At 42.9% G+C, this 26,686-nt stretch carries 26 protein-coding genes; 12 read left to right on the top strand and 14 right to left on the bottom strand.

The window, feature by feature from the left end; translation table 11 throughout:
- Positions 1–5: 5 nt before the first annotated feature.
- The 12 genes from pdhR to RDV63_RS12500 form a co-directional block, all read right to left on the bottom strand.
- Positions 6–764, bottom strand: coding sequence for a pyruvate dehydrogenase complex transcriptional repressor PdhR (gene pdhR / locus RDV63_RS12445; RefSeq protein ID WP_313909816.1), 759 nt, complete (start codon positions 762–764; stop codon positions 6–8).
- Between the two features lie 207 nt (positions 765–971).
- Entirely contained in the window at positions 972–2,057 is a 1,086-nt protein-coding gene (locus tag RDV63_RS12450; RefSeq protein WP_313909817.1) for an FUSC family protein, read from the bottom strand.
- A 15-nt stretch (positions 2,058–2,072) separates the two neighbouring features.
- Complete coding sequence (locus RDV63_RS12455) at positions 2,073–2,546, bottom strand: DUF3465 domain-containing protein (protein WP_313909818.1); 474 nt, start codon at positions 2,544–2,546, stop codon at positions 2,073–2,075.
- A gap of 92 nt (positions 2,547–2,638) precedes the next feature.
- Complete coding sequence (locus RDV63_RS12460; protein WP_313909819.1) at positions 2,639–2,890, bottom strand: DUF3297 family protein; 252 nt, start codon at positions 2,888–2,890, stop codon at positions 2,639–2,641.
- Between the two features lie 97 nt (positions 2,891–2,987).
- A complete protein-coding gene (locus RDV63_RS12465) occupies positions 2,988–3,431 on the bottom strand; it encodes a nuclear transport factor 2 family protein (RefSeq protein WP_313909820.1) in 444 nt (147 codons plus the stop codon).
- A gap of 88 nt (positions 3,432–3,519) precedes the next feature.
- Positions 3,520–4,278 (bottom strand): SDR family oxidoreductase, encoded by a 759-nt coding sequence (locus RDV63_RS12470; RefSeq protein ID WP_313909821.1) that lies wholly within the window; start codon positions 4,276–4,278, stop codon positions 3,520–3,522.
- 319 nt (positions 4,279–4,597) lie between these two features.
- A complete protein-coding gene (mmsB, locus tag RDV63_RS12475; protein WP_313909822.1) occupies positions 4,598–5,488 on the bottom strand; it encodes a 3-hydroxyisobutyrate dehydrogenase in 891 nt (296 codons plus the stop codon).
- A gap of 12 nt (positions 5,489–5,500) precedes the next feature.
- Positions 5,501–6,637, bottom strand: a complete 1,137-nt coding sequence (locus RDV63_RS12480) for an enoyl-CoA hydratase/isomerase family protein (RefSeq protein WP_313909823.1) — start codon at positions 6,635–6,637, stop codon at positions 5,501–5,503.
- 4 nt (positions 6,638–6,641) lie between these two features.
- On the bottom strand, positions 6,642–7,415 hold the full coding sequence (locus RDV63_RS12485; RefSeq protein WP_313909824.1) for an enoyl-CoA hydratase: 774 nt from the start codon (positions 7,413–7,415) through the stop codon (positions 6,642–6,644).
- A 95-nt stretch (positions 7,416–7,510) separates the two neighbouring features.
- Positions 7,511–8,668: an acyl-CoA dehydrogenase family protein gene (locus tag RDV63_RS12490; protein WP_313909826.1), complete on the bottom strand. Its 1,158-nt coding sequence runs from the start codon at positions 8,666–8,668 to the stop codon at positions 7,511–7,513.
- Positions 8,669–8,967: 299 nt separating this feature from the next.
- Entirely contained in the window at positions 8,968–10,464 is a 1,497-nt protein-coding gene (locus tag RDV63_RS12495) for a CoA-acylating methylmalonate-semialdehyde dehydrogenase (protein ID WP_313909827.1), read from the bottom strand.
- Between the two features lie 83 nt (positions 10,465–10,547).
- Positions 10,548–11,729: an acetyl-CoA C-acyltransferase gene (locus RDV63_RS12500; protein WP_313909829.1), complete on the bottom strand. Its 1,182-nt coding sequence runs from the start codon at positions 11,727–11,729 to the stop codon at positions 10,548–10,550.
- A gap of 272 nt (positions 11,730–12,001) precedes the next feature.
- Here RDV63_RS12500 and RDV63_RS12505 point away from each other — a divergent pair, with 272 nt between their 5' ends.
- The 10 genes from RDV63_RS12505 (at position 12,002) to RDV63_RS12550 (ending at position 21,885) form a co-directional block, all read left to right on the top strand.
- The gene (locus tag RDV63_RS12505) at positions 12,002–12,418 is read left to right on the top strand and encodes a MerR family DNA-binding transcriptional regulator (RefSeq protein ID WP_313909831.1); all 417 of its coding nucleotides are present in this window, start codon (positions 12,002–12,004) and stop codon (positions 12,416–12,418) included.
- Between the two features lie 16 nt (positions 12,419–12,434).
- Entirely contained in the window at positions 12,435–13,604 is a 1,170-nt protein-coding gene (locus RDV63_RS12510; protein ID WP_313909832.1) for an isovaleryl-CoA dehydrogenase, read from the top strand.
- A 179-nt stretch (positions 13,605–13,783) separates the two neighbouring features.
- Complete coding sequence (locus RDV63_RS12515) at positions 13,784–15,328, top strand: carboxyl transferase domain-containing protein (protein WP_409934861.1); 1,545 nt, start codon at positions 13,784–13,786, stop codon at positions 15,326–15,328.
- A 334-nt stretch (positions 15,329–15,662) separates the two neighbouring features.
- Positions 15,663–16,457 carry an enoyl-CoA hydratase/isomerase family protein gene (locus RDV63_RS12520; protein ID WP_313909835.1) on the top strand — a complete coding sequence of 265 codons (795 nt, stop codon included), beginning with the start codon at positions 15,663–15,665 and terminating at the stop codon, positions 16,455–16,457.
- A gap of 16 nt (positions 16,458–16,473) precedes the next feature.
- A complete protein-coding gene (locus tag RDV63_RS12525; RefSeq protein ID WP_313909837.1) occupies positions 16,474–18,468 on the top strand; it encodes an acetyl/propionyl/methylcrotonyl-CoA carboxylase subunit alpha in 1,995 nt (664 codons plus the stop codon).
- Positions 18,468–19,376, top strand: a complete 909-nt coding sequence (locus RDV63_RS12530) for a hydroxymethylglutaryl-CoA lyase (RefSeq protein ID WP_313909839.1) — start codon at positions 18,468–18,470, stop codon at positions 19,374–19,376. Before RDV63_RS12525 ends, RDV63_RS12530 begins: the two co-directional genes overlap by 1 nt.
- A gap of 66 nt (positions 19,377–19,442) precedes the next feature.
- A complete protein-coding gene (locus RDV63_RS12535; RefSeq protein WP_313909841.1) occupies positions 19,443–20,144 on the top strand; it encodes a CoA transferase subunit A in 702 nt (233 codons plus the stop codon).
- 15 nt (positions 20,145–20,159) lie between these two features.
- Complete coding sequence (locus RDV63_RS12540) at positions 20,160–20,819, top strand: CoA transferase subunit B (RefSeq protein WP_313909842.1); 660 nt, start codon at positions 20,160–20,162, stop codon at positions 20,817–20,819.
- Between the two features lie 131 nt (positions 20,820–20,950).
- The gene (locus RDV63_RS12545) at positions 20,951–21,400 is read left to right on the top strand and encodes an antitoxin Xre/MbcA/ParS toxin-binding domain-containing protein (RefSeq protein ID WP_313909844.1); all 450 of its coding nucleotides are present in this window, start codon (positions 20,951–20,953) and stop codon (positions 21,398–21,400) included.
- Positions 21,400–21,885: an RES family NAD+ phosphorylase gene (locus tag RDV63_RS12550; RefSeq protein ID WP_313909846.1), complete on the top strand. Its 486-nt coding sequence runs from the start codon at positions 21,400–21,402 to the stop codon at positions 21,883–21,885. The genes RDV63_RS12545 and RDV63_RS12550 overlap by 1 nt, the downstream gene beginning before the upstream one ends.
- Here RDV63_RS12550 and RDV63_RS12555 read toward each other — a convergent pair.
- Both RDV63_RS12555 and ffh read right to left on the bottom strand, forming a co-directional pair.
- Positions 21,874–22,764, bottom strand: coding sequence for an NAD(P)-dependent oxidoreductase (locus tag RDV63_RS12555; protein ID WP_313909847.1), 891 nt, complete (start codon positions 22,762–22,764; stop codon positions 21,874–21,876). The two genes, RDV63_RS12550 and RDV63_RS12555, sit on opposite strands and share 12 nt — an antisense overlap.
- 188 nt (positions 22,765–22,952) lie before the next feature.
- Positions 22,953–24,320 (bottom strand): signal recognition particle protein, encoded by a 1,368-nt coding sequence (ffh, locus tag RDV63_RS12560; protein WP_313909848.1) that lies wholly within the window; start codon positions 24,318–24,320, stop codon positions 22,953–22,955.
- Positions 24,321–24,519: 199 nt separating this feature from the next.
- Here ffh and RDV63_RS12565 point away from each other — a divergent pair, with 199 nt between their 5' ends.
- Both RDV63_RS12565 and RDV63_RS12570 read left to right on the top strand, forming a co-directional pair.
- A complete protein-coding gene (locus RDV63_RS12565; RefSeq protein WP_313909850.1) occupies positions 24,520–25,332 on the top strand; it encodes an inner membrane protein YpjD in 813 nt (270 codons plus the stop codon).
- A gap of 65 nt (positions 25,333–25,397) precedes the next feature.
- Entirely contained in the window at positions 25,398–26,660 is a 1,263-nt protein-coding gene (locus tag RDV63_RS12570) for an HlyC/CorC family transporter (protein ID WP_313909851.1), read from the top strand.
- The last annotated feature ends 26 nt before the right edge of the window (positions 26,661–26,686 follow it).

The raw sequence follows: 26,686 nt of genomic DNA on the forward strand, positions 1-26,686 counted from the left end.
CCGAGTTAACTTTGCTGAGTACGCCGTAAAGAACGCTCTAACCGCGATCGCTCTTTACCTATCTCTAACAAGGCTTCTTCTATAAAGGCTAAGTGACCATTACTGGCCTGACGCGCCTGTTCAGGTTCGCCGTTAATTACCGCCAGCATTAAACGTTGACGGTGCTGATTTAATTGGTCAACTATGCCGTCTCTTTGCTGCAAGTGATCCAAGTTTATACGAATATTTTTTTCTACTAATGGCATTAAACCGCGCACTAAATGCAGTAACACCACATTATGTGAGGCTTCAGCCACTGCTAAATGAAAGTTAGCAACAGCTTTAGCTTCGCTATCTAAATCATTTAACTGTTGCGCGCCACAAATAGCTTCATAATAACGCTTAATCTGCGAAAAATCGGCCGTTGTACCGCGTAAAGCAGCGTAGTAAGCGCAAATTCCTTCTAAGGCATGCCTAAACTCCAGTAAATCAAACTGCGACTCTGGATGACGGGCAATTAATGCAAATAAAGGATCGGTTAAACCTTGAGTTAAGTTTTGGCTAACATAAGTCCCACCACCTTGGCGACGACTAACTAAGCCTTTAGCTTCAAGCTTTTGGATCGCTTCCCGCAATGAAGGGCGTGATACTGCAAACATCTCTGCCAATTCACGTTCAGCAGGCAGCCGTTGACCAACAGCAAAAGTGCCCTCAAGCATCATGTTCTCTAGCTGTTCAACTATCCTATCGGACAGCTTAGCGGGTTTAATTTTAAAGTCGGCCATTAAGTAAAAAAACGTCCTTAAGATGCGCTTGTGTAAATTGGTCTTACCAATATCAAATTAATCGCGATAAGGTAACATTAATCTGGTATCAAGTAAATAAAGCAGAGATCAAAGCGAAAGGCAAAACGGTAAAATAGTTAGAGTATAAACTCGATAAATAGCTAGTAACTTTAAGGCTGTACTAAAAATAGCTTTTTAGGTCTATGGCTATTTACTGAGTAACCGAAGCAAGCGCTGTTCTATATAAATGTAAAGCCGTGGTTGGTGCAAAAACCAGCCACCTATGTAGCCCACAACGCTGCCGAGTATTACATCTTTCATTCGCAGCATTAATAACCAATTAAGATCCTGAGCGACGCTGCTGGCTTCCGCTAGAATAATAGTTAGCGGCGTAATAAAAATAACCGCTAGCCCATAATTTCGAGTAACCAAGACTTCCGTTAAAAAGCTTAGTCCCATAATTAATAGTGCTAATGTCCAAGCATTAGGGCTAAACGAGAAAATAACCCAAGCTAAGCCCATACCTATGGCGGTGCCAACAATACGATGAACTTTTCGTTGCCACACCGTCCGAAAGCTAGCACCTTGGAGGATTGCCAAACAAGAAATCGGCACCCAATAAGGTTTATCAAAACCAAACCATAAAGCCAATAAATAACTGATAGCAATAAAACTAGCTATGGTTGCCGCTTCTAAAAAAATTGCCGCCACTCTAGGTTCGGTTGGCTCAGCGGCCACTAGGCCATACTTATTGCCAGCCATTAGCTGTACTAAGCTATAAATAAGCGCTAATAAACTTGCACCAAAACAACCAAATAACAGCAATCCTGCTCTTTGTGCCACTAATGACAAATCAAAATGTACGGCACTGGCAACACAAGCGATCATAATAAAAAAGAAACTGCCAGGTGGCGGCACAACAAAAAAGCGGCAAATAAAAGTCGCTAAAAATGAGACAAAAAACAGTGCCAGCACTAGCACCCAAGGATTAAAGCCAGCTAACAGACTTAAGGTAAAACTAGCAGAAAAACCAAAGGTCACTAATGCCATAGTCACCATGCGATGTGGCAAAGGCGTTTGCCTGATATACAAGCTGGCCAAGCCACCTAAGCTTGCCATCACCCCAAGCGCAAAATGATTAAGCCAAACAGCAATAAGAGCGGGTATACCAACAGATAAAGCGACAGTAAGATGAATGCCAAATGGCCGCTTTTGCGGACTTAATACTAAAAGTGGCCGGATATTTGCCCAGATCCCTACTTTATTGTCAGATAACGATTTTGGTGATGTCATAACCCACCATTAAACTTATTGATAAATGCTGCCTTTATGCTTTAACCAACCACCCACGTGACGGCCTTGAGGGTCATGGTGGGTCCAGTGCACCACACCACCTTTATTATTCCATTCATATTGGCCATAAAACTGGACAGTATCGCCCTTTGCTAATCCATTAATTCTTGGCGCTAGATCTATATTATGGGCAATTAATAAGGTTTGACCATCAGCAAGTTGTAAAATAAAGCGCTGATGGCGGGAGCCTTTATTGTCGTCCGCTAATACTCTAATCACACTTCCTGAGCCTTGAACTTGAACCTTACTTTGCTGATTGATAAAAGCTTGCTTTATCGCACTATTTTCTGAGGTGTTTTTTTGAATAGCTTGTAGCTTGGCTTGTTGGACTGGAGCGCTATTCTGTACTGGCGGCGTTTTAGTTGGTGTTGCATCTAACCAATGGTAAAGCCCTAAGCCTATTAGGACTATAATTAACAGCTTTTTCATCCAGTCGCTCTCCTTAGCTTAATAACTTTTAATAGCAGCTAACCATTGCAGTTAGCCGCATTTTGTATTGCTGAGACTCTCTGAATTAGCCACTATTCGCTATAAAAAGCTTCAACAGTGCCTTTAAGCTTAATTAATAAAGGTTGACCACGGCGGTCTAGCGCTTTAGGTGATGCCACTTTTACCCAGCCTTCGCTGATGCAATACTCTTCAACATCAAAACGCTCTTTGCCGTTAAGTTTAATGCCTACGCTGTGCTCAAAAATTTCTGCTACATGATGCGGGCTACGAGGGTTTCCTGATAAGTGATCCGGTAATTCTGGACGCGTTTTTGTGTCGTTCATAGTAAACCTAAAGTAAATAAAAGTGGGCTATTGTAGACAATATCAGCCTAGCGCTCAATAACCCTTGATTCAACAAGCTGTGAATAGTTGAGCGCTGCTATTTTGTTGCAGCTTTAATTGTTGCTTGCCAATTAACGGCTTGCCATTGGCCATTACGTTTAACAAAGGTGCCACTATTTAAATAACGCTGAGTCTTAGCACCTGAACGCCCCACTAAGACAAAGGCAACAACAGCCGTATCACCATACTGCATTATGCTAACGTCTTCACTACTATACAGTGTTTCGATATTGTCGGGCGCTATCATGCCGCTGCTATTAACGCCTTGCATCAACTCTGCTTTACCAAAACGGCTGCCGCTAGAGCTAGTATAAATAAGCTCATCAGCCCAAAACTTATTGTGAATGCTGGCATCATTGCGGGTTGCACCATCGAGAAACTCCGATAGTAAGGCGGTTAAATCAGCTTTATCATCAGCCATAGCAAATACAGGGCTTAACAGTAAAATACTGCCAAATAAACAGCTCACTAACAGTTTCATCTTAGATCCTTATATTTAAGTTAAGATATCAGCAATAAAAAAGGCGCTCAATGCGCCTTTGATAACACAGTTTTAGCAGTAAAAACCATTACATGCTAATACCGCCATCAATTTCTACCACTCTGCCGGTGTAGAAGTCGTTCTCAAAGATATATTTAGCGGTATGGGCAATTTCACTGGCTTCGCCTAAACGGCCTACCGGTTTCATTTTCTCTAAACGCTCGCGCATTTCCGGTTTCATGGCATCTGTCATTGCTGTGCGTATAACACCAGGCGCTATAGCAGCAACACGAATACCATAGCGGCCTAACTCACGGGCCCAAGTCACTGTCATCGCCACGACACCCGCTTTAGCGGCTGCATAGTTTGTTTGGCCCATATTGCCGCTACGTGCGACGCTAGACATATTAATAATAACGCCTTTACGCTGACGTTTTACCATTATGGCTGCAGCTTCACGGCCACACAGGAAGACGCCTGTTAGGTTTACATCGATAACCGACTGAAATTGTTGCAGTGACATTTTGCTTTGAATTTCACCGTCTTTATATTTCAATAATAAGCCATCACGTAAAATACCGGCATTATTAATTAAGCCGTCAATACCTGAAAAATCATTATCGATTTGGCTAAAGATTGCTTCTACTTCGCTTTCATCTGCAACGTTAGCGCTATAGGTATTTACCGTGGTACTTGCTGCTAATTCGGCTTTAGCCGCAGCTAATTGCTCGGCATTCATATCGATTAACGCTAATTTTGCGCCTTCTGCAGCACACATACGTGCCATTTCAAGACCTAGGCCTTGAGCACCACCTGTAATTACGATGGTTTTGTCTTTTAATTGCATTAGCAATTTCTCCGAACAACGCATCTGTTCCGTGCATTTATGTCATGACACGCCGTAAACCCATCCATGGGGGCTTGATTCCGCCCATCCAGGGCTGCAACAGTCCTGACATAAAGCACATACACAGATGCTGTAATTTATTTAAAAACGAAGTTAGATTCTTTATCAAAATAGCCGCAGAGTAATATAAGCCGATACGGATATACTTTTTTCTGTGACCATTGCAGGCCATGGATGGCCGGAACTGAGCCCCATGGACGGTTTATAGCGTGTCACAGAAAAAATGTATGCAGTAGCAGCCATTACTCGCAGTTTATTACTAAGCTTTCTTCTCAAACATCTTAAAAATGCTTGAAAAATCTAGCTTGCCATTACCTGCGCGCTGGTGAGTTACATATAAACTACGCGCCAAGGCTCCCATTGGCGTGCTGCTATTGCTTTGTAAGGCGGCTTCTAGAGCTAAGCCTAAATCTTTCGCCATTAAATCAACTAAGAATCCACCTTGATAACCATTAGATGATGGCACATTCTCCATTACATCAGGACAAGGATTATATAGCTCTAGCGTCCAGTTACGGCCCGAACTTTTAAGCATAATATCTGATAACACTTTAGGATCTAAACCGTTATCTATGCCCATCTGTAATGCCTCTGACGTTCCCGCCATAAGAATACTAAGCAGCATATTATTACAAATTTTAGCCACTTGGCCTGCGCCTACTTCACCGGCATGAAACAAGTTTTTACCCATATCACTTAGCACTGTTTTAGCACGCTCAAAGTTAGCAGGCTCACCACCGGTAATAAAGGTTAAGGTACCCGCTTTCGCGCCGCCCACGCCTCCTGAAACAGGCGCGTCAATAAAAGCAATGCCGTGCTCAGCTAGGCCAGCGCCAACTTTACGGGCACTGTCTGCATCAATTGTCGAGCAATCAATAACCAAAGCAGACTTAGCAATATGCTTAGCTAAACCCTGTTCACCTAGGTATAAACCTATAACATGCTTACCCGCAGGCAACATTGAAATAACAAACTCTGCATCGGTTACCGCTGCTTTTGCCGAGCCTGCGCTGGCTACGCCTTCAGCTTTTACTTGGGCTAAGGCTGCTGCTGATAAATCAAAGGCGGTTACTTGATGTCCGGCTTTAGCAAGATTGATAGCCATAGGGCCACCCATATTACCAAGGCCTATAAAAGCGACTTTTGCCATCTTAGGATCCTTTTAATCTTCTATTTGTCCAAGGTCACGAAGCGGATGTGCAGCTGCAGTCCATGGCGAGCGGAATAACTCAGTCACTATTTCAGCCGGTACATCGGCAACCGTTTTATATTGCCATTTTGGTTGGTGATCTTTATCTATTAATAAGGCGCGAACACCTTCGGCAAATTCACCTAATTTACCGCATTGCACACTTAAGCCAAGCTCTAAACGAAAGCTATCGGCTAAAATTTTACTTTGGCCTAACTGCAATAACTTAAACACTATATGTGCAGTAATTGGGCTACCATAGGCTAAAGAGGCTTTAGCTTTATCTAGCCATTTATCTTCTTCACCCTCAATAGCATTAATGCTAGCCATAACTTGAGCTAAGTCAGTTTTAGTGGCTAATGCAGCAATTTCATCTTGATAAGGACGAATATGGCTTAATGGCATTTGGCTACGGCACTGATCTTCTTCAGTGCGCAGGATGTCACTTAACTTTTGATGGTTCAATATAACTGTATCGCCCCATTTTACGGTTAAGAGTTTATCCATTAAGGCTTCTTTTTGTTCGTTAGTAACAAAATGATCCGCCAGACCAATAAACTTGGCATCAGCGGCATTAATTGAAGCACCTGTTAAGCCTAAAAATAAACCACAGCCTGTAGGCATACGGTTTAAAAACCAACTTGCACCAACATCTGGATATAAGCCAATGGCCATTTCTGGCATGGCTATCCGGCTAGTAGCCGTAACCACTCTATGCGATGCGCCAGCCATTAAGCCTAAACCGCCGCCCATAACAATGCCGTTACCCCAAACCAATACCGGTTTTTCAAAAGTATGAATTAGGTAATCTAACTCATACTCTTTAGCAAAGAACTCTTCTACTTCTGGTGCATATTCGCCCGGTTGTTGTTGCATGGCCTGGTATAAGTCACGAATATCGCCACCAGCACAAAAGGCTTTTTCGCCAGCACCTTGCATAAAAACCAAACAAATATTGTCATCGGCCTGCCAGCGCTTTAACTGCGGCAGCATGGATTCAACCATTGGCAAACTTAACGCATTTAATGACTTTTCGCTGTTTAACGTCACAACGCCAATTTTTTTGCCATTATGGGTATCTAGCTCTACATATTTAACTACGTCTGTCATTTGCTTATCCATTAATCCAATTGGGTTTACGCTTTTCTAAGAATGCGGTGACGCCTTCAACTTGATCTTTAGTGTCAAATAAACCAACAAAATATTCACGCTCTAAAGGCAAGGCGCTATGCATAGTACCTTTACGGGCCTGCTGGATTAGCTGTTTACAAGCGCTAACTGCAGGAGGGCTTTGCTCTGCTGCTTTATCCGCCAACTCTAAAGCGGTATCTAAAGCAGCGCCGGTAGCGACAACTTCTTCAATTAAGCCGATTTGTAAGGCTTTTTCAGCGTTTACTCGCTCGCCACATAAAATCATTCGCTTAGCCCAACCTTCGCCGACTAACCAAGCTAGGTTTTGAGTACCGCCAGCACAAGGTAATAAGCCTACTTTTGCTTCAGGTAATGCCATTATAGTTTGTTGCTCGGCAATACGAATATCACAGGCTAAAGCGACTTCTAAACCACCGCCCATGGCATAACCATTAATAGCCGCTATAGATACCCCTCTAAAAGCACTTAAGGTTTCAAAGGCTTCACCAAAGATCCGAGACATATCGCTAGCCACAGCTTTGTCACCATCAGCAAATAATTTAAGATCGGCGCCCGCACTAAAAAACTTTTCACCTTCACCGGTAATAACCAAAGCATAGATATTTTTGTCTTCATCTAGGCTTTTAACAGCGTCACGCAATTGGGTTAAAGTTTCAAAGGTCCAAGTGTTTGCAGGAGGGTTAGCAATAGTAATTAATGCGGTATGACCACGCTTTTCTAGTTTTAACTGTGCCATGATGTTTCCTTATCTAGGCCACAGCAAAAACATAAACATTTGCTGTGGCAAGTTACCGATAGTCAGTGTTTACTGACTATTAGTTTGCATGCTGATTATAAAATATCAGCAGCAGCTTGATCTAACAAACGACGGCCAATGATCAAACGCATGATTTCATTAGTGCCTTCTAAAATTTGATGTACTCGCACATCACGGAAGTGACGCTCTAATGGATATTCTTTGATATAGCCATAACCACCGTGTAACTGCAGGGCTTGATCGCAAACACTAAAGCCAACATCGGTGGCAAAACGTTTCGCCATAGCGCAATAAGCAGTAGCTTCGCTGTCTTGTTGATCTAATTTAAAGGCGGCTAAACGCACTAACTGACGCGCAGCAACCAGCTCAGTTGCCATATCAGCAAGTTTAAACTGTAAGGCCTGAAATGCAGCTAAAGGCTTGCCAAACTGCTGCCGCTCTAACATATAATTACGTGCGGTATTTAAAGCTTGCTGCGCCGTACCTATAGAGCAAGTAGCAATATTAATACGACCGCCATCTAAGCCTTTCATGGCAAAGCCAAAACCTTCCCCTTCATTACCTAATAAGTTATGAGCCGGAATACGCACATCTTCAAAGGTAATTAACCGAGTTGGCTGAGCATTCCAGCCCATTTTTTCTTCCGCTTTACCGTAAATAACGCCTTTGGCATCAGCTGGAACCACAAAGGCCGAAACTCCTTTAGGGCCAGCGTCACCAGTACGGGCCATAACAACAAGTACTTCTGTTTCACCTGCACCTGAGATAAACATTTTTGAGCCATTAAGCACATACTCATCGCCGTCTTTTTTAGCGCTTGTACGTAAACTGGCGGCATCAGAGCCTGAACCTGGTTCGGTTAAACAATATGATGCTAATTTTTCGCCTGTGACGAGTTTATCTAACCATTCGCCTCTAGCTGTATCTGTGCCCCAATTGGCTATCATCCAAGTTGCCATATTATGAATAGTGAGCATGGCCGTTGTAGCAGTACAGCCCATAGCTAACTGTTCAAAAATAATAGAGGAGTCTAACCGTGATAAGCCCATACCACCGTATTGCTCTGGGGTATAAAGCGAGCAAAAACCTAGCTCACCAGCTTTTTGAATAACAGCCTTAGGAAAGAAGTGCTCACGGTCCCACTCGGCTGCATGGGGGGCTAGCTCTTGATCAGAAAATTGTTTTGCTAGATCAACAAAGGCTTGTTGGTCATCTGTTAAATTAAAATTCATATAGTGTCCTGCTTATACAATCGGCTTCGTTGCTTGCTTACGTCACCGTATTAACCTTTTCAACCTGCACCAGAGACTGACTACAACACAAAACCGGAACAACTAAACAGACTATCAAAAGCGAGGATGGGAGATCCGAGCGGGTCTGCGTGTTGCTCCGGAGGAAGCAGTTGCTTGCACCGGGCAGCGAGGAACACACTTTACACACTGACACGCCATGAACCGTCCCTGGGGCTCGATTCCGGCCATCCTTGGCCTGCAACGGTCAGTTTAGTAAAGTCCGCTCTCACCTGTGTATTTTAACGTAGATTAATCGACATATTAGGCCCTGACACCGGAATATCATCGTTAAACCAACGCGCTGTTATGGTTTTAGTTTCGGTATAAAAACGTACGGCTTGTTTACCATAAGCATGCTGATCACCATAGAAAGAACCTTTCCAACCGGTAAAAGAGAAAAACGGCAGAGGCACTGGAATAGGAATGTTAATCCCTACTTGACCTACTTCAACGTTATGTTGATATTTACGCGCTGCAGCACCGCTAGCGGTAAAGATGGAGGTACCATTACCATAAGGGCTGGCATTAACTACTTCTAAGGCGGCATCTAAAGAATCAACCTGCATAGTGGTTAATACTGGGCCAAAGATTTCTTGCTTGTAAATCTCCATATCGGCGGTGACATCAGTAAAGACTGTAGGGCCTACCCAGTTACCATTTGGGTAACCTTCAACTGTGCAGTTTGAGCCATCTAACACACACTTAGCGCCTTCTTTTTTACCTTGTTCAATTAATGATAAAACGCGAGCACGGGCTTGTGGGCTAATTTGCGGGCCATAAGCGGCTTCAGGATCGGTATAAACGCCTGGGCGAACCTTACCAATTGCAGCAGCAACTTCTGGGATCCACTGTGCGGAATCACCTACAAATACCGCGACCGAAATAGCCATACAACGCTGGCCAGCAGCACCAACAGAAGCCCCCACTAAGGCATTAATTACTTGTTGCTTATTCGCATCTGGCATAATAACCATATGGTTTTTCGCACCAGCAAAAGCTTGTACCCGTTTTAAGTTATCAGTACCTGTTTTGTAGATATACTGACCAACATTCACCGAGCCAACAAAAGAAATAGCTTTAATATCTGGGTGATGCAAAATGGTATCTACTTGTTCTTTAGCACCATGCACTACTTGTAACACCCCTTTAGGTGCACCTGCTTGTGCAAATAGCTCTGCTAATTTATTCACCGTCATTGGATCTTGCTCAGACGGTTTTAAAACAAAGGTATTACCACAAGCAATAGCTAGCGGGAACATCCACAAAGGGATCATCGCAGGGAAGTTAAATGGCGTAATACCAGCACAAACGCCTAATGGCTGAATATAGCTATAAGTATCAATGCTGCGTGCTACGTTTTCGACAGTTTCGCCCATCATTAATGACGGAATATTTGCTGCTTGCTCAACAACTTCAATACCGCGCCATACGTCGCCTTTGGCATCTTCAACCGTTTTACCTAATTCTTGGCAAATAATTTCTGCTATCTCTGCTTGATGCTCTTTAAGCAAATGCGCATAACGCATCATTAAGCGCGCCCGCTCTGATACTGGCACTTCTTTCCACGTTAAAAAGGCTGTTTTTGCCGATTCAATAGCGCGCGTCATCTCGTCTGGCGTAGCACAAGGCACCTGAGCAATCACTTCTTGAGTTGCTGGGTTGGTTACGTCAATTAATTTGTCGCTATTAGAGCTAACAAATTCGCCATCAATAAAATGTTTTACTTGTACTGTCATGAAGCTTCTCCTAGTTGTATGAAGCACTGCCAGCCTTTGGCTTAGCTGGCAGGTAATTAATTAATTATCATTAAGCGGTTGTCTTAGATTACTTCTACCGCTAAGGCGACAGCTTCGCCGCCGCCAATGCATAAAGATGCAACACCTTTATGTAAACCGCGCTGACGTAAAGCATGAATTAAGGTAACTAAAATACGTGCGCCTGAGGCACCAATAGGATGACCTAATGCACAAGCACCACCATTAACGTTTACTTTGGCTTCATCTAAACCAAGCTCGTTAATCGCTAGCATAGTAACCATGGCAAAGGCTTCGTTTATTTCCCATAGATCAACATCTTGCTTAGACCAACCTGCTTTAGCTAATACTTTTTCCATAGCGCCAACAGGTGCCACAGTAAATAAAGCAGGTTCCATAGAATTAGTAGCATGAGCAACTACACGAACTAATGGTGTTAAGCCTTGCGCTTTAGCATCGTCTTCACGCATTAACACTAAAGCCGCACCGCCGTCAGAAATAGAGCTAGAGTTAGCTGCCGTAATAGTGCCTTCTTTAGCAAAAGCAGGACGCAAGGTTGGGATTTTATCAAAATTGGCTTTAGCCGGTTGCTCGTCAGTGTCAAAAACCTGCTCGCCTTTACGGGTTTTAATAGTAACAGGCGTGATTTCAGCCTTAAATGCACCGCTAGTAATAGCTTGCTGAGCGCGGGTTAATGACTGCACAGCAAAGGCATCCATTTGCTGGCGAGTAATGCCTTTTTCATCAGCAGTTTCTTGGGCAAAACAGCCCATGGCCTTGCCATCATACGCATTTTCTAAGCCATCTAGCATCATATGATCTTTTACTTCGCCATGGCCCATACGCATGCCACCACGCGCTTTTGGCAGTAAATATGGCGCATTAGTCATTGACTCCATACCGCCGGCAACAACAACATCGGCGCTACCTGCTTTTAATAAGTCAGTCGCTAACATCACAGCTTTTAAACCCGAGCCACAGACTTTATTAATAGTAGTGGCACCGGCAGATAAGGGTAAGCCGGCTTTTAATGTTGCTTGGCGCGCAGGGGCTTGGCCTAAACCAGCAGGCAACACATTACCCATAATGACTTCGCTAACGTTTTCACCTTTTATACCCGCTTGATTTAATGCGGCGCTAATTGCCGTTGCACCTAATACAGTTGCATCAACCGCTGATAAACCACCCATAAACCCGCCCATAGCGGTACGTTGAGCTGCAACGATTACGATATTGTTAGACGCCATTATGTTCTCCAAACTTGATTGAAATGAAAATAGATAAAAAAAGTTGTTTCAGAGCCTACACCAAATTTACGTTTACGCCAACGTCAACCTTATAACACTATGGTTGTGTATGCTTAATTTGGTTCATTTCTGTGTACAACTAAGCGGATAAAAATGGCATCTTTGCTTTACAGTTGTTATTAGCTGCGGCTTACAGTCTAGATGGTTACTTTGGCTTACTTTACCTTTACGTAAACTTCACTTATAGTTGCAACGTTTTTGAGAAGGCAAATATGACTAAAAAAGAAGAAAAAACTTACAGTATTAGTGAGCTAGCAAAAGAGTTTGATATTACTACGCGCAGCATTCGTTTTTATGAAGACCAAGGCTTAGTTTCGCCGTTGCGCAAAGGACAAACCCGCATTTATAGTAATAGAGATCGGGTGCGTTTAAAACTCATTTTACGCGGTAAGCGTTTAGGCTTTAGTCTAGCCGAAACAGGACAGTTATTTGAACTTTATGATGTAGATAAAAGCAGCGTAACGCAGCTAAATACCATGATGAAGTTAATTGAACAGAAAAAAGCTGAATTACATCAGCAAATGGATGATATAAAAGTTGTGCTAATGGAGCTGGTAACTGTTGAAAAGCGGTGCCGCGATATCTTAGCAGAGACCAAACCACAGACACTGCCAAAACAGCAGGATTGAGCAAACGGGGAATAACATGATTAGCAGTTATAAAGGCCTTAATTTCGACTTAGGTGAAACCGTCGATATGATCCGCGAGCAAGTAAACGCTTTTGCTCGTGAAGAAATAGCACCACGTGCTAGCCAAATTGATATAGATAATGAATTTCCGGCCGACTTATGGCGCAAATTTGGCGACTTAGGCTTGTTAGGTATTACTGTAGATGAAAAATATGGTGGCTCTGGTTTAGGCTATTTAGAGCATGTTGTTGCCATGGAAGAAATTAGCCGTGCTTCTGCTTCTGTTGCCTTGTCTTATGGTGCTCACTCTAACTTATGTGTTAACCAAATTTCTCGTAACGGTACTGAAGAGCAAAAATTAAAATATTTGCCTAAACTATGTTCTGGCGAGCACGTTGGTGCTTTAGCGATGAGCGAGCCTAATGCTGGCTCTGACGTTGTTAGTATGAAACTGCGCGCAGAGAAAAAAGGCGACAAATATATTCTTAATGGCAATAAAATGTGGATCACTAATGGTCCTGACGCCGATGTATTAGTTATTTATGCAAAAACCGATGTTAATGCTGGCTCTAAAGGCATTACCGCTTTTATTGTTGAGCGTGGCTTTAAAGGTTTTAGCACAGCACAAAAGCTAGATAAATTAGGTATGCGCGGTTCAAATACCTGTGAATTAGTATTTGAAGACTGTGAAGTACCAGCTGAAAACGTATTAGGCCAAGTAGGTAGTGGCGTAAGAGTATTAATGAGTGGCTTAGACTATGAGCGCGTTGTACTTTCTGCCGGCCCACTGGGTATTATGACCGCCTGTATGGACGTTGCGGTACCTTATGTACACGACCGTAAACAATTTGGTCAAGCCATTGGTGAATTCCAATTGGTTCAAGGCAAATTAGCCGATATGTATACACAAATGAATGCGGCCAGAGCCTATGTTTATGCTGTAGCTAAAGCCTGTGACCGCGGCGAAACAACGCGTAAAGATGCTGCAGCAGTTATTTTATATGCTGCTGAATTAGCAACAAAAATGGCCTTAGATGCTATCCAATTACTAGGCGGTAATGGCTACATTAATGAGTACCCTACTGGGCGCTTATTGCGTGATGCAAAATTATATGAAATTGGTGCTGGTACGTCAGAGATTCGCCGGATGTTAATTGGCCGCGAATTGTTTAACGAATCTAACTAACTAAACTAGGTAATAAGCGCAAGTAACATTGCTGTTACCCAAAGTCCGGTGCAAGCCAAAGCTTTTGCTTTGGCTAACCAAGTCTGCTGAACCAAGTCTGGTGTAAGGTAACTTAAGTGACCCAAATTACGTCTAAAATTAATCCTCGCTCTGAGGAATTTCAAAAAAATGCGGCGGCTATGCAAGTCGTTGTCGATGATCTCAACAGCAAAGTGCAACAAATTAAACTCGGTGGTGGCGAAGCCCTTATTGCTCGTCATGTTTCTCGTGGCAAAATGTTTGTCCGTGAGCGAGTGCAAAAGCTATTAGATCCAGGCTCTCCATTTTTAGAAGTCGGTCAATTTGCTGGCTGGGAATGCTATGACGACTACGTGCCAAGTGCAGGTATCGTTGCTGGCATCGGCCGCGTGAACGGTGTTGAATGCATGATAGTGGCTAATGATGCCACTGTTAAAGGCGGCACTTATTACCCGTTAACCGTGAAAAAACATTTACGCGCCCAAGAAATTGCCGAGCGTTGCAACTTACCTTGTATTTATTTAGTGGATTCTGGTGGTGCTAACTTACCGCGTCAAGACGAGGTTTTCCCAGATAAACTGCACTTTGGCCGCATTTTCTTTAATCAAGCCAATATGTCAGCCAAAGGTATTCCACAAATTGCCGTGGTAATGGGCTTATGTACGGCTGGTGGTGCTTATGTACCGGCTATGGCTGATGAAAGCATTATTGTAAAAGACCAAGGCACTATTTTCTTAGCTGGTCCGCCTTTAGTTAAAGCGGCAACGGGTGAAGAAGTTACAGCAGAAGAATTAGGCGGTGCCGATGTCCATTGTAAAATTTCAGGTGTGGCCGATCACTATGCCTTAAATGATGAGCACGCTTTGCAGTTAGCCCGTAACTGTGTAGCTCGCCTTAACCGCCAACAGCAAACTAAGGTGGATGTTAAGCCAAGCCAAGAGCCGCTATACGATGCCAAAGAGCTCTATGGCATTGTTGGTACAGACTTGCGTAAACCTTTTGATGTTAAAGAAGTGATAGCCCGTATTGTTGATGGCTCAGATTTTGATGAGTTTAAACAATATTACGGCTCGACTTTAGTTTGTGGTTTTGCCCGTATTTTTGGCAATCCAGTAGGTATTGTTGCCAATAATGGCATTTTATTTTCTGAGTCAGCCCAAAAAGGCGCCCACTTTATTGAGTTATGTGCCCAGCGAAAAATTCCTTTATTATTTTTACAAAATATTACCGGCTTTATGGTTGGTAAAAAGTATGAAGCCGAAGGTATTGCTAAACACGGCGCTAAAATGGTGATGGCGGTAAGTTGCGCTAAAGTACCAAAATTTACGGTGTTAATTGGCGGTAGTTATGGTGCAGGTAACTATGGCATGTGTGGCCGTGCTTATGATCCAACCATGATGTGGATGTGGCCTAATGCTAGAATTTCCGTAATGGGTGGCGAACAAGCTGCCGGTGTTATGGCACAGGTGACCAAAGATGGCTTAGCGCGTAAAGGTGAAACCTTATCGGCAGAAGCTGAGCAAGCACTGAAAAAGCCAATTGTTGAGCAATATGAAAAGCAAGGTCACCCCTACTACGCCAGCGGCCGCTTGTGGGACGACGGTATTATTGACCCTGCTCAAACACGAATGACAGTAGGCTTAGCTTTAGCCGCAGCTTTAAATGCGCCTATTGAAGAGACTAAGTTTGGCGTATTTAGAATGTAATTTAAAATTTAAAATGGCAGGTATGGACTTAGCAGCCTGCAACTGCTGCGTCCATTTTTACTGTGACACGCCGTAAACCCATCCATGGGGGCTCGTTTCCGCCCGTCCAGGGCTGCAACGATCACAGTAAAAAGGACATCCGCATTTGCCGATTAATCTGATCAGGGCAGCACGCAGTACTTTTTTTCATAACCTTTGAACGCCTGGACGGCGTGAAAGGAGTCTACAGGGATGTATTTACGACGTGTTAGGAAAAAAATGTACGCAGGGCTGTCCCGTTTAGTATGCATGAAGCATGCTTGAGCAATAAATTAAAATACTCTCGGAGTAATATATGAAGCCTACTTACACAGAAGTCAGCATAGATAAGCGCGGTGTTGCCACTTTAACGTTAAACCGCCCTGAAGTGCATAATGCCTTCGACGATAAAATGATAGCTGAACTGATCAGTATTTTAGGCAATTTAGCCTCTGATGATGCTGTGCGTGTTTTAGTGTTAAACGCTAAGGGTAAAAACTTCTCAGCTGGCGCCGATCTTAACTGGATGCGCGCTATGGCTGATAAAGATTATCAACAGAACCTAGACGATGCCGACGAGCTGGCAGAATTAATGCACAAACTGGATCGCTTCCCAAAACCTAGCATCGCCTTAGTGCAAGGCGCAGCTTTTGGCGGCGCTGTTGGTTTAGTGGCTTGTTGCGATATCGCTATTGCTACAGATAATGCTAGTTTCTGCTTAAGTGAAGTTAAAATTGGTTTAATTCCTGCTGTTATCAGCCCATATGTAATGCGCGCCTTAGGTGAGAGACAAAGCCGTCGTTACTTTATCACCGCTGAGCGCTTCAGTGCCAATACGGCATTAGACATGGGTTTATTACATCAAGTTGTTGCACAAGATCAACTCGATACTGCTGTAGATAATTTTATTCAAACCTTATTACAAAATAGCCCCGCAGCAATAAAAGCCGCTAAAACCCTGATCCACAATATTTATAATCGTAAAATTGGCAATAATGTTATAGCTCATACTACGCAAGCTATTGCTGAAATTAGGGTATCAGCAGAAGGCCAAGAAGGCTTAACGGCGTTTTTAACTAAGCGCAAACCTAACTGGCTAAATGAAGAATAGGTAAGGAATAACATCCATGTTTCAAAAAATTCTGATTGCGAACCGCGGTGAAATTGCTTGTCGTATTATTGATACCGCACATAAGCTTGGTATTCGTTGTGTCGCAGTTTACTCTGAAGCCGATGCTAATGCTCGCCATGTTCGCATGGCCGATGAGGCTTACTTACTTGGCCCAGCGCCAAGTAAAGACTCCTATTTACGTTTAGATAAAATTATTGCTATCGCCCAAAAAAGTGGCGCCCAAGCCATTCACCCTGGTTATGGTTTTTTAGCCGAAAATGAACAGTTTGCTCAAGCCTGTGCCGATGCCAACATTGTATTTATTGGCCCGCCAGTTAGTGCTATTACCGCTATGGGTTCAAAAAGTGCGGCTAAAAACATCATGCAACAAGCTGGTGTACCCTTAGTTCCAGGTTACCACGGTGAAGATCAGTCTGATGCCACCCTAGCGGCAGAATCGGCAAAAGTAGGTTACCCACAATTGCTAAAAGCTGCCTATGGTGGCGGTGGTAAAGGCATGCGCGTGGTGTGGTCAGAAGATGAATTTGCCAGTGCCTTAGCCGGCGCCCGCCGCGAAGCAACAGCGGGCTTTGGTAACGATAAAATGCTGATAGAGCGTTATTTGACTAAGCCGCGTCATATTGAAATTCAAGTTTTTGCTGATAATCACGGCAATGCCGTCTATTTAGCAGAACGTGATTGCTCTATTCAACGTCGTCATCAAAAAGTAATTGAAGAAGCACCAGCGCCAAACTTTACTCAGCAACAGCGTGAAGCTATGGGTGAAGCCGCTGTTAAAGCTGCCCAAGCTATTGATTATCGTGGTGCCGGTACAGTTGAGTTTTTATTTGATGAAGACGGCTCTTTCTACTTTATGGAGATGAATACTCGCCTGCAAGTAGAGCACCCTGTTACTGAAATGATTACCGGCCAAGATTTAGTTAGCTGGCAGCTTTTAATAGCCGCAGGTGAACCCTTGCCGCTAAGCCAAGACCAAGTGCAAATTGATGGTCATGCTATTGAAGTACGGGTTTATGCAGAAGATCCTGATAATGACTTTTTACCCGCTACCGGCAAGTTAACTTATTTGCGCCAGCCAGAAGCCAGCCGTTATGTACGAGTTGATACTGGCGTAGTTGAAAACGATGAAGTTAGCCCATTTTATGATCCTATGATTGCTAAGTTAATTGTTTGGGATAAAAGCCGTGATCGCGCGATTAACCGTATGTTACGCGCCTTAGAAGATTACCAAATTGCCGGTGTGACCACTAACCTTGGCTTTTTAACCAATTTAGCTGACCACCCTGCTTTTAAAGCTGCCCAGCTAGATACTAACTTTATTAATCAGCATCACGACAGCTTATTTGCTCCGGCTAGTGAGCAAAGCCAGCAACAACATAGCCAAGCTTTAGCCTTAGCTGCGTTATATATCTTGTTGCAACAAGCTTCTCAAAAGCATGATTTAGTAACTCAGACGCCATGGCAAATGAGCAACGGTTGGCAGTTAAATACAGTACCAACCAGAATTATTACCTTGCTAAGCGGCGAAGAACAGCAACAAGTCACTATTGAACAGCATCCACAACATTACCAGTTGCAATTGGCCGCTCAGAGCATTAATTGCCAAGCTGAGTTAACAGCTGATCACTTAAGTTCTGTGCTAGATAATCATAGGATTAAGGTTAAAGTTAGCCAATATCAAGATACTGTGAGTGTGTTTATTAAGCATCAACGTTATGATTTTACTTATCAAACTGAAGTGGCTACTGAAGGCGAAGGTGCTGAGCATGCTGGTAACTTAACAGCACCAATGAATGGCACTGTTGTAGCGGTATTAGTAGACAAAGGCTCTGTAGTAAAAGCAGGCGATACACTGGTTATTATGGAAGCCATGAAGATGGAATACAGCATTAAAGCCACTCAAGATGGCACGGTGAATGATGTATTTTATGCCGCAGGTGACTTAGTCCAAGACGGCGCAGAATTAGTTGATTTTACGGCGGACGAATAATGACATTACCCAAGCAAGTTAGACTGGTTGAAGTAGGCCCGCGCGACGGCCTACAAAATGAAGTAAGTGTTAGCACAGCCGATAAAATTGAGCTAATTAATCAGTTAGCTGCGGCTGGGCACAGTTATATAGAAAGTGGTGCCTTTGTTTCACCAAAATGGGTGCCGCAAATGGCTGATTCAGCAGAGGTGTTTGCGGGAATAAACCGCCAAGCGAATATTACCTATGCGGCATTAACGCCTAATTTAAAAGGCTATGAAGCGGCTAAATTAGCTAATGCGAGCGAAGTTGCTATTTTTGGTGCGGCTTCAGAGGCTTTTAGCCAAAAAAATATAAACTGTAGTATCGCAGAAAGCTTAGCTCGGTTTGAGCCGGTAATGGCAGCAGCTAAGCGCGATGGCTTTAAAGTAAGAGGTTATGTATCTTGTGTCGTGGGCTGTCCTTATCAAGGTGAAGTGGCCCCTAGTGAGGTTGCTCGGGTAGCTAAAGCTTTATTGGATATGGGCTGTTATGAAATTTCTCTTGGCGACACTATAGGTGTAGGTACACCTAACAGCGTTAATGCCATGCTAGATGCGGTGTTAGCTATTGTGCCGGTAGAAAAAGTAGCGGTGCATTTTCATGATACTTATGGCCAAGCCTTAACTAACATTTACGTTGCCTTAAACCGCGGTGTTAGCGTGATAGATAGCGCTGTCGCTGGTTTAGGTGGCTGCCCTTACGCGGCAGGCGCATCTGGCAATGTGGCAACTGAAGATGTAGTCTATTTGCTAAATGGGCTTGGCATCTCTCATGGTGTCGATTTAGATTCTTTAGCTGCAGCGGGTAGATTTATTACTAGCAAACTAGGCAAACAGCCTAGTTCTAAAGTAGGATTGGCGCTGCAAGCTAAGTGCAGTACAACTTAAGTATTCAAGCGCTATCTACATTTTCTCGCAGCATTAATAGTATTAAGCAAATACAGAGGACAACAAATGGCAGGGTTTAATAAGGTCGTGAATAGCTACGAAGAGGCCATGGCCGGCTTGCAAGACGGCATGACCGTTATTGCTGGCGGTTTTGGTTTATGTGGTATTCCTGAGGGCTTAATCGCGCAAATAAAAAAAATGGCTACTAAAGACTTAACCGTGGTATCAAATAACTGTGGTGTAGATGGCTTTGGTTTAGGCATTTTGCTTGAAGATAAGCAGATTAAAAAAATGGTTGCTTCATACGTGGGTGAAAACGCCTTGTTTGAAAAGCAGCTGCTTAACGGTGAATTAGAAGTAGAACTTACCCCACAGGGCACTTTAGCTGAAAAAATGCGTGCTGCAGGTGCTGGTATACCTGCGTTTTTTACCGCTACTGGCTACGGTACACCTGTTGCAGAAGGTAAAGAAACCCGTGAAATTAATGGCCGTAACTACGTACTTGAAGAGTCTATTCAAGGTGACTTTGCAATTGTCCGGGCGTGGAAAGCAGACCGTTATGGCAATTTAATGTTCCGCCATACTTCAATGAATTTTAACCCTATGGCAGCCACAGCAGGCAAAATTACTGTAGCTGAAGTAGAAGAAATTGTTGAACCAGGTGAGCTTGAACCTTCACAAATTCATACCCCAGGTATTTACGTACAACGTGTAATCAAAGGCTCTTTTGAAAAGCGCATTGAACGTCGTACAGTACGCCAAGCATAAGGAGGCAACACTATTATGGCTATAACTCGTGAACAAGTTGCCATGCGCGTAGCGCAAGAATTACAAGATGGTTATTACGTCAATTTAGGCATAGGCATCCCAACTTTAGTAGCAAACTATGTACCTAAAGGTATTGAAGTAATGCTGCAATCTGAAAACGGTTTATTAGGTATGGGCCAATACCCAACTGAAGATGAACTGGATGCTGATATGATTAATGCCGGAAAAGAAACCGTTACCGCAGTTAAAGGCGCAGCTATTTTTAACTCGGCTGAAAGCTTTGCCATGATCCGTGGTGGCCATGTTGATTTAACCGTATTAGGCGCCTTTGAAGTCGACCAAAACGGCAACATTGCTAGCTGGATGATCCCTGGCAAACTTATTAAAGGCATGGGCGGTGCTATGGATTTAGTAGCCGGTGCGCAAAATATTATTGTCACTATGACTCATGCCGACAAGCACGGTAACAGTAAACTATTAACTGATTGCACCTTACCTTTAACCGGCGTAGGTTGCGTTAAGAAGATAGTTACTGACTTAGCTGTATTAGAAGTACGTGATGGTGCCTTTCATTTATTAGAGCGAGCACCAGGTATTACGGTTGCAGAAATTCAACAAAAAACAGCCGGTAAATTGGTCGTAAATGGCGACATTCCAGAAATGACTTTTGGCTAAGTAATCATATTATACTAGCGCACTGTTAACTTAGTGCGCTAGTCCCCACCCACTTATGCTGCTACTTTTTGGCATACACCCAAATCATGTGATACACTTAGGTTGTACCACTTGATATAAAGAGGTGTAACATGATAGCGCTAGTAAAAGAATTCACTCCCAAACTATATCCTGCTAATAATATCTGGCAGCAGCTAGGCATTGCTGAGCGTGGGCCTAAGTTATATCAAGCCTTACATAATGGCTTTGCTTATAGTGTCTTTGACACTCTAGCTAGCTTATCCGGTTTAGATAAAAAGCAACTAGCCGCAGTTTGTCAGTTAGCACCCGCCACTTTGGCACGGCGAGCCAAAAGCGGTAAATTTACTCAAGAAGAAAGTGATCGCCTATACCGTTTTACAACTGTTTTAGTTGCTGCCTGCGCCTTATTTGATAATGATATAACCGCCGCTAATCATTGGTTAACTGAGCCTGTATATGGCCTTGGTGATAGAGCGCCGCTGGATATGCTAGCTACCTCGGCCGAAACCCAAGCCATACTCGATTTAATTGGCCGGTTAGAGCATGGTGTTTTTGCTTAATGGCAGCTGTTAAACAAAACATTATTCATTTATACCGTTTGGTTCATAACAAATGGGCAGCCCAAGCCTTTGATGGTGAAGGCGCTCGCCGCTTTGGCGGTCGTTGGAACAGCAAAGGTCAACTTTGTATCTATACCGCCAACAGTGAAGCTTTAGCTATTTTAGAAGTGTTAGTGCATTTAAATAATCGTGTAGCCTTGCGTCAATATAAGCTATTTCAATTAACTATTGCTCGCGCTGATCTGATGCAAATAAGCAGCAACACACTACCTGCGAGTTGGCGTGACCAACCAGCAACCAGTGAAACTGCCGCTATAGGTGATAACTGGTTAAGCCAAAAAGCGAGTTTGGCTTTAGCAGTACCCAGTGTACTGGCACCTAGGGAAAGCAACATTTTACTTAACCCTAGCCATGCCAGCTTTAATGACTGCTTAACTACTATTACTGAACTAGACTTTATGCCCGATCCGCGCTTAGCGCTTTAATCGTGCTAACAAGCTAGAGGTGTCCCAGCGTTGGCCGCCCATTTGTTGTACTTCGCTGTAAAACTGATCAACTAAAGCGGTTAAAGGTAAATGGCTGCCATTATTGCGCGCTTCTGCTAGTGCTATAGCTAAATCTTTACGCATCCAATCTACGGCAAAACCAAAGTCATATTGGCCTTGTAACATAGTCGTTGAACGATTTTGCATTTGCCAAGACTGCGCTGCCCCTTGAGATATCACCTCCACTACTGCTGCTGCATCTAAACCGGCATTTTGCGCAAAATTTAAGCCTTCGGCTAAACCTTGTACTACACCTGCAATACAAATTTGATTCACCATTTTAGCTAGTTGACCAGAGCCGACAGGCCCTAACAGCTTAGCGCAGCGAGCATAACATTGAATAGCAGGCTCTGCCTTGACCATATCTGCATCTTCGCCGCCAATCATCACGGTTAAAATGCCTTTTTCTGCACCCGCTTGACCACCTGATACCGGCGCATCTAAAAAACCTATCCCTTGCTGTTTAGCTGCTGCAGCTAGTTCTCGTGCTAACTCTGCCGATGCAGTTGTATGATCAATTAAAACTGTTGCTGGCTGCATACCGGCTAACACGCCATGCTCGCCATAAACGACCGAGCGCACGTCATTATCATTACCGACGCACATAAACACTAAATCAGCATCTTTTGCTGCTGCTGCCGGTGTTTCTGCCCAAGTGCCGCCATATTCTGCAGCCCACTGTTTGGCCTTAGCTGTAGTACGATTATAAACTTTAACTTGATAGCCATTTTGCTGTAAAAAGCCGGCCATAGGATAGCCCATTACCCCTAAACCAATAAAGGCAACTTGTTTACTTTGTTCATTTGATTTGTTTGACATAGCTTAGACTTAGATCCGCAATTTTATGTGGCGCAGAGCTTACAAATTAATCAGCCTAATTGCAAAGCTGGTCACGCTTAACCGACTATTTTTTTCGCTAGATGTTAAAGCAGCCGCTATAAAACGACGCTAGCAACAAAAAAGCCTTGTTATAAACAAGGCTTTTTTTAACGCTTAAGCTGCTAGGTTTAGCGTGGCGGTAGCATGCCTGGTGGTAATTTACCGCCCATGCTACGCATCATTTTCATCATGCCGCCTTTACCAGACATTTGTTTCATCATTTTTTGCATCTGGACAAACTGCTTTAATAGCTGATTAACATCTTGGACTTGAGTACCAGAACCAGCTGCAATACGCTTTTTACGTGAACCTTTTAATAAATCAGGGAAATTACGCTCTTTAGGTGTCATAGAGTTAATAATAGCCTCCATTTTAATAAATTGCTTATCGCCCATTTGATTCATGGCGCCAGCTGGTAAATTTTTCATGCCAGGTAGTTTATCCAGCATTGACATCATGCCGCCCATACCTCGCATCTGCACCAGCTGATCTCGAAAGTCTTCTAATGAAAAGCCTTTGCCTTTCATTATTTTTTGCGCCATTTTGGCCGATTTTTCTTTGTCGACTTTCTGTTCTAACTCTTCGATTAATCCCAGCATATCACCCATGCCAAGAATACGCGAAGCAATACGATCTGGGTGGAATGGCTCTAAGGCATCAGTTTTCTCACCCATACCAATAAACTTAATAGGTTTACCGGTTATATGACGAATTGAAAGTGCGGCACCACCACGGGCATCACCATCTGCTTTAGTTAAAACCACACCGGTTAAAGGTAAAGCATCGTTAAAGGCTTTAGCGGTATTGGCCGCATCTTGCCCCGTCATGGCATCTACTACAAATAGGGTTTCTATTGGTTTAACTGCAGCATGTAAGGCTTTAATTTCGTCCATCATGTCGCTATCAACATGTAAACGACCGGCAGTATCTACTAATAGAACATCAAATTGACGCACTCGAGCATGACTAATAGCCGCATTAACAATATCTACTGGCTTTTGTGAGACATCACTAGGGAAAAACTCCACCTTAATATCATTAGCTAAGGTTTCTAATTGTTTAATAGCCGCAGGACGATAGACGTCTGCTGATACCACTAATACTTTTTTCTTTTTTCGCTCAGTCAAATATTTTGCTAACTTAGCTACAGATGTAGTTTTACCCGCACCTTGTAAGCCCGCTACCATAATCACAGCTGGCGGCTGAATATTAAGTGCTAACTCTTCGTTAGCCTCACCCATGGCTTCTTCAAGTGCTTTTTGCACAATTTTCAGAAACTCTTGACCTGGGGTTAAACTTTTACTCACTTCTAAGCCAACTGAACGCTGCTTAACATTGGCAACAAAGTCGCGAACTACTGATAAAGCTACGTCTGCTTCAAGCAGAGCCATCCGTACTTCGCGTAGGGTATCTTTAATATTGTCTTCAGTAAGACGGCCGCGACCGGTAATATTTTTTAAGCTACGACTTAATCTGTCAGAGAGGTTTTCAAACATGCTAATATACTCAACACTGATAATATGGCTGATTATACCTCAGACGCACTGAAGAATCAGCTTTATAGGATACTGGTTAGCTAAAACTCATTAAAATTATCGCCTATAAAAAGAGCAGGCTTTAAAAGACTAACAGTGAACACTGTGCTTAAGTGCCAACATACCATACAATAGTAGATTGATGAAATAAGAGGGATTAATGCATATGTCACCGGTATTGCTAAGCGCACTCGCTTTAATTGCTTATTTGATTGCAACAGCTTCAGTATTGCTGCGTATTTTTCATCCGGCTGGTCCTCACTTTAAAACCACCTTTTCGGCGGCTAGTATTGCTATAGTGCTGCATATGTTTGCTTTAACAGCCTTATTATTTACCGACAATGGCCAAAATTTCAGTTTATTAAACGTTGTCTCCTTAATCTGTTGGCTTATTACCGTAGCCATAACCCTAGCGGCGCTACGCAGCCCAGCTATTTTATTATTACCCGTTGTTTATGGTTTTGCTTGCTTAACGCAACTGGCAACACTAATTACACCCCAATATATGCAAATCCAACATTTTGAACAACATATCAGTATATTAGCTCATATATTTTTAGCCTTTATCGCCTATGCGGTGTTAATTATGGCCATGTTGTATTCATTGCAAGTCAGTTATATTAGCCATAAGTTGAAGCAAAAAGATTTTACTGCTGTTACGCGGCATATGCCTCCTTTGGTATATGCCGAAAAGCTACAATTTAGGTTACTGTTAGCTGGCACTATTTTATTAGGTTTAGCGCTGTTAAGCGGTGCCTTATTTATGGATAACTGGTTAGCAAAAGCCAACTTACATAAAAACGTGTTAAGCTTTATTGCATTTTTAGTGTTTGCGCTGCTATGTTGGGGCCATGCCCATAAAGGTTGGCGCGGTAAAACTGCCTATACCCTTACTATAACAGGTAGTGTATTGCTAACATTAGCCTATTTTGGCAGCCGTTTTGTTCGTGAAATTTTATTGGATAAACTTTAACTCTTGACTGAATTAACTGTTCGTAATAATAAGTATGAGTGTTTGGTTATAAAGGTGTTTAACTCTTGGACGACATAGCAACAGGTACGTTATTTATTATTCTTGGCGTGCTAATTTTTATATCTGCCTATTTCTCTGGTTCGGAAACCGGCATGATGTCTGTAAACCCCTATCGTTTGAAACATTTAGCAAACGAAAACAATAAAAGTGCTATTAGGGTTAGTAAATTATTAAAACGGCCTGATCGCTTAATTGGTTTGATATTAATTGGCAATAATCTAGTTAATATTGCTGCATCGGCTATCGCAACTATTATTGGTATGCGTTTATATGGCGATATGGGTATTGCTATAGCTACTGTTGTGCTGACGTTAATTATTTTAGTCTTTGCTGAAGTGACACCTAAAACCATAGCTGCGCTGCACCCTGAACGTATTGCTTTTCCTAGTTCAGCCATATTAGTGCTGCTCTTAAAAGTATTTTATCCTTTAGTCTGGTTAATAAATTTTATTACCAATGGTATTTTAAGGCTATTACGCATTAGCCCTGAAAACCATCAAGGCAATAGCTTAAGCGCACAAGAGTTGCGCACTGTTGTTCATGAAGCTGGCGCTTTAATACCTGAACAGCATCAAAGCATGTTAGTGGGTGTATTAGATTTAGAAAATGCCACTGTTGAAGATATTATGATCCCACGCAATGAAATTGTTGGGATTGATATCAATGACGAATGGCGCAGCATTGAACGACAGTTAGCCAATATCCAATACAGTCGTATTTTATTGTACAGAGATAACATTGATGACGCTTTAGGCTTTGTTCACCCTCGTGAATTAATGCGGTTATTATTTAAATCACAATTAACTAAAGCCTCTTTATTGCGCGCTGTAAATGATGTGTACTTTATTCCTGAAGGAACTCAGCTTAGCACTCAACTACTGAAGTTTCAGCGCACTAAAGAGCGCATAGGCTTAGTAGTAGATGAATATGGTGATATTCAAGGTTTAGTTACCTTAGCTGATATTTTAGAGGAAGTGGTAGGTGAGTTTACCACCGACATTGCCGAAGAAAGTAACGAAGATATTATGCAACAACCCGACGGTTCATTCTTAATTGATGGCAGCATTAATATTCGTGATTTAAATCGGGAGCTGCATTTAGCTCTGCCTACAGATGGCCCAAAAACTCTTAACGGCTTAATATTAGAATTATTAGAAGAGATCCCACAGGGCAGCCTAAGCATTAAGCTAGCTGGTTACCCATTTGAAGTGATTACAGTGCAAGATAATATGATTAAAACGGTACGTTTTATCTCTCATTTAAAATAGCCAAGTATCTGCATAACGCGACTGCA

It is taken from the genome of Rheinheimera sp. MMS21-TC3 (assembly GCF_032229285.1).
GTDB lineage: Bacteria > Pseudomonadota > Gammaproteobacteria > Enterobacterales > Alteromonadaceae > Alishewanella.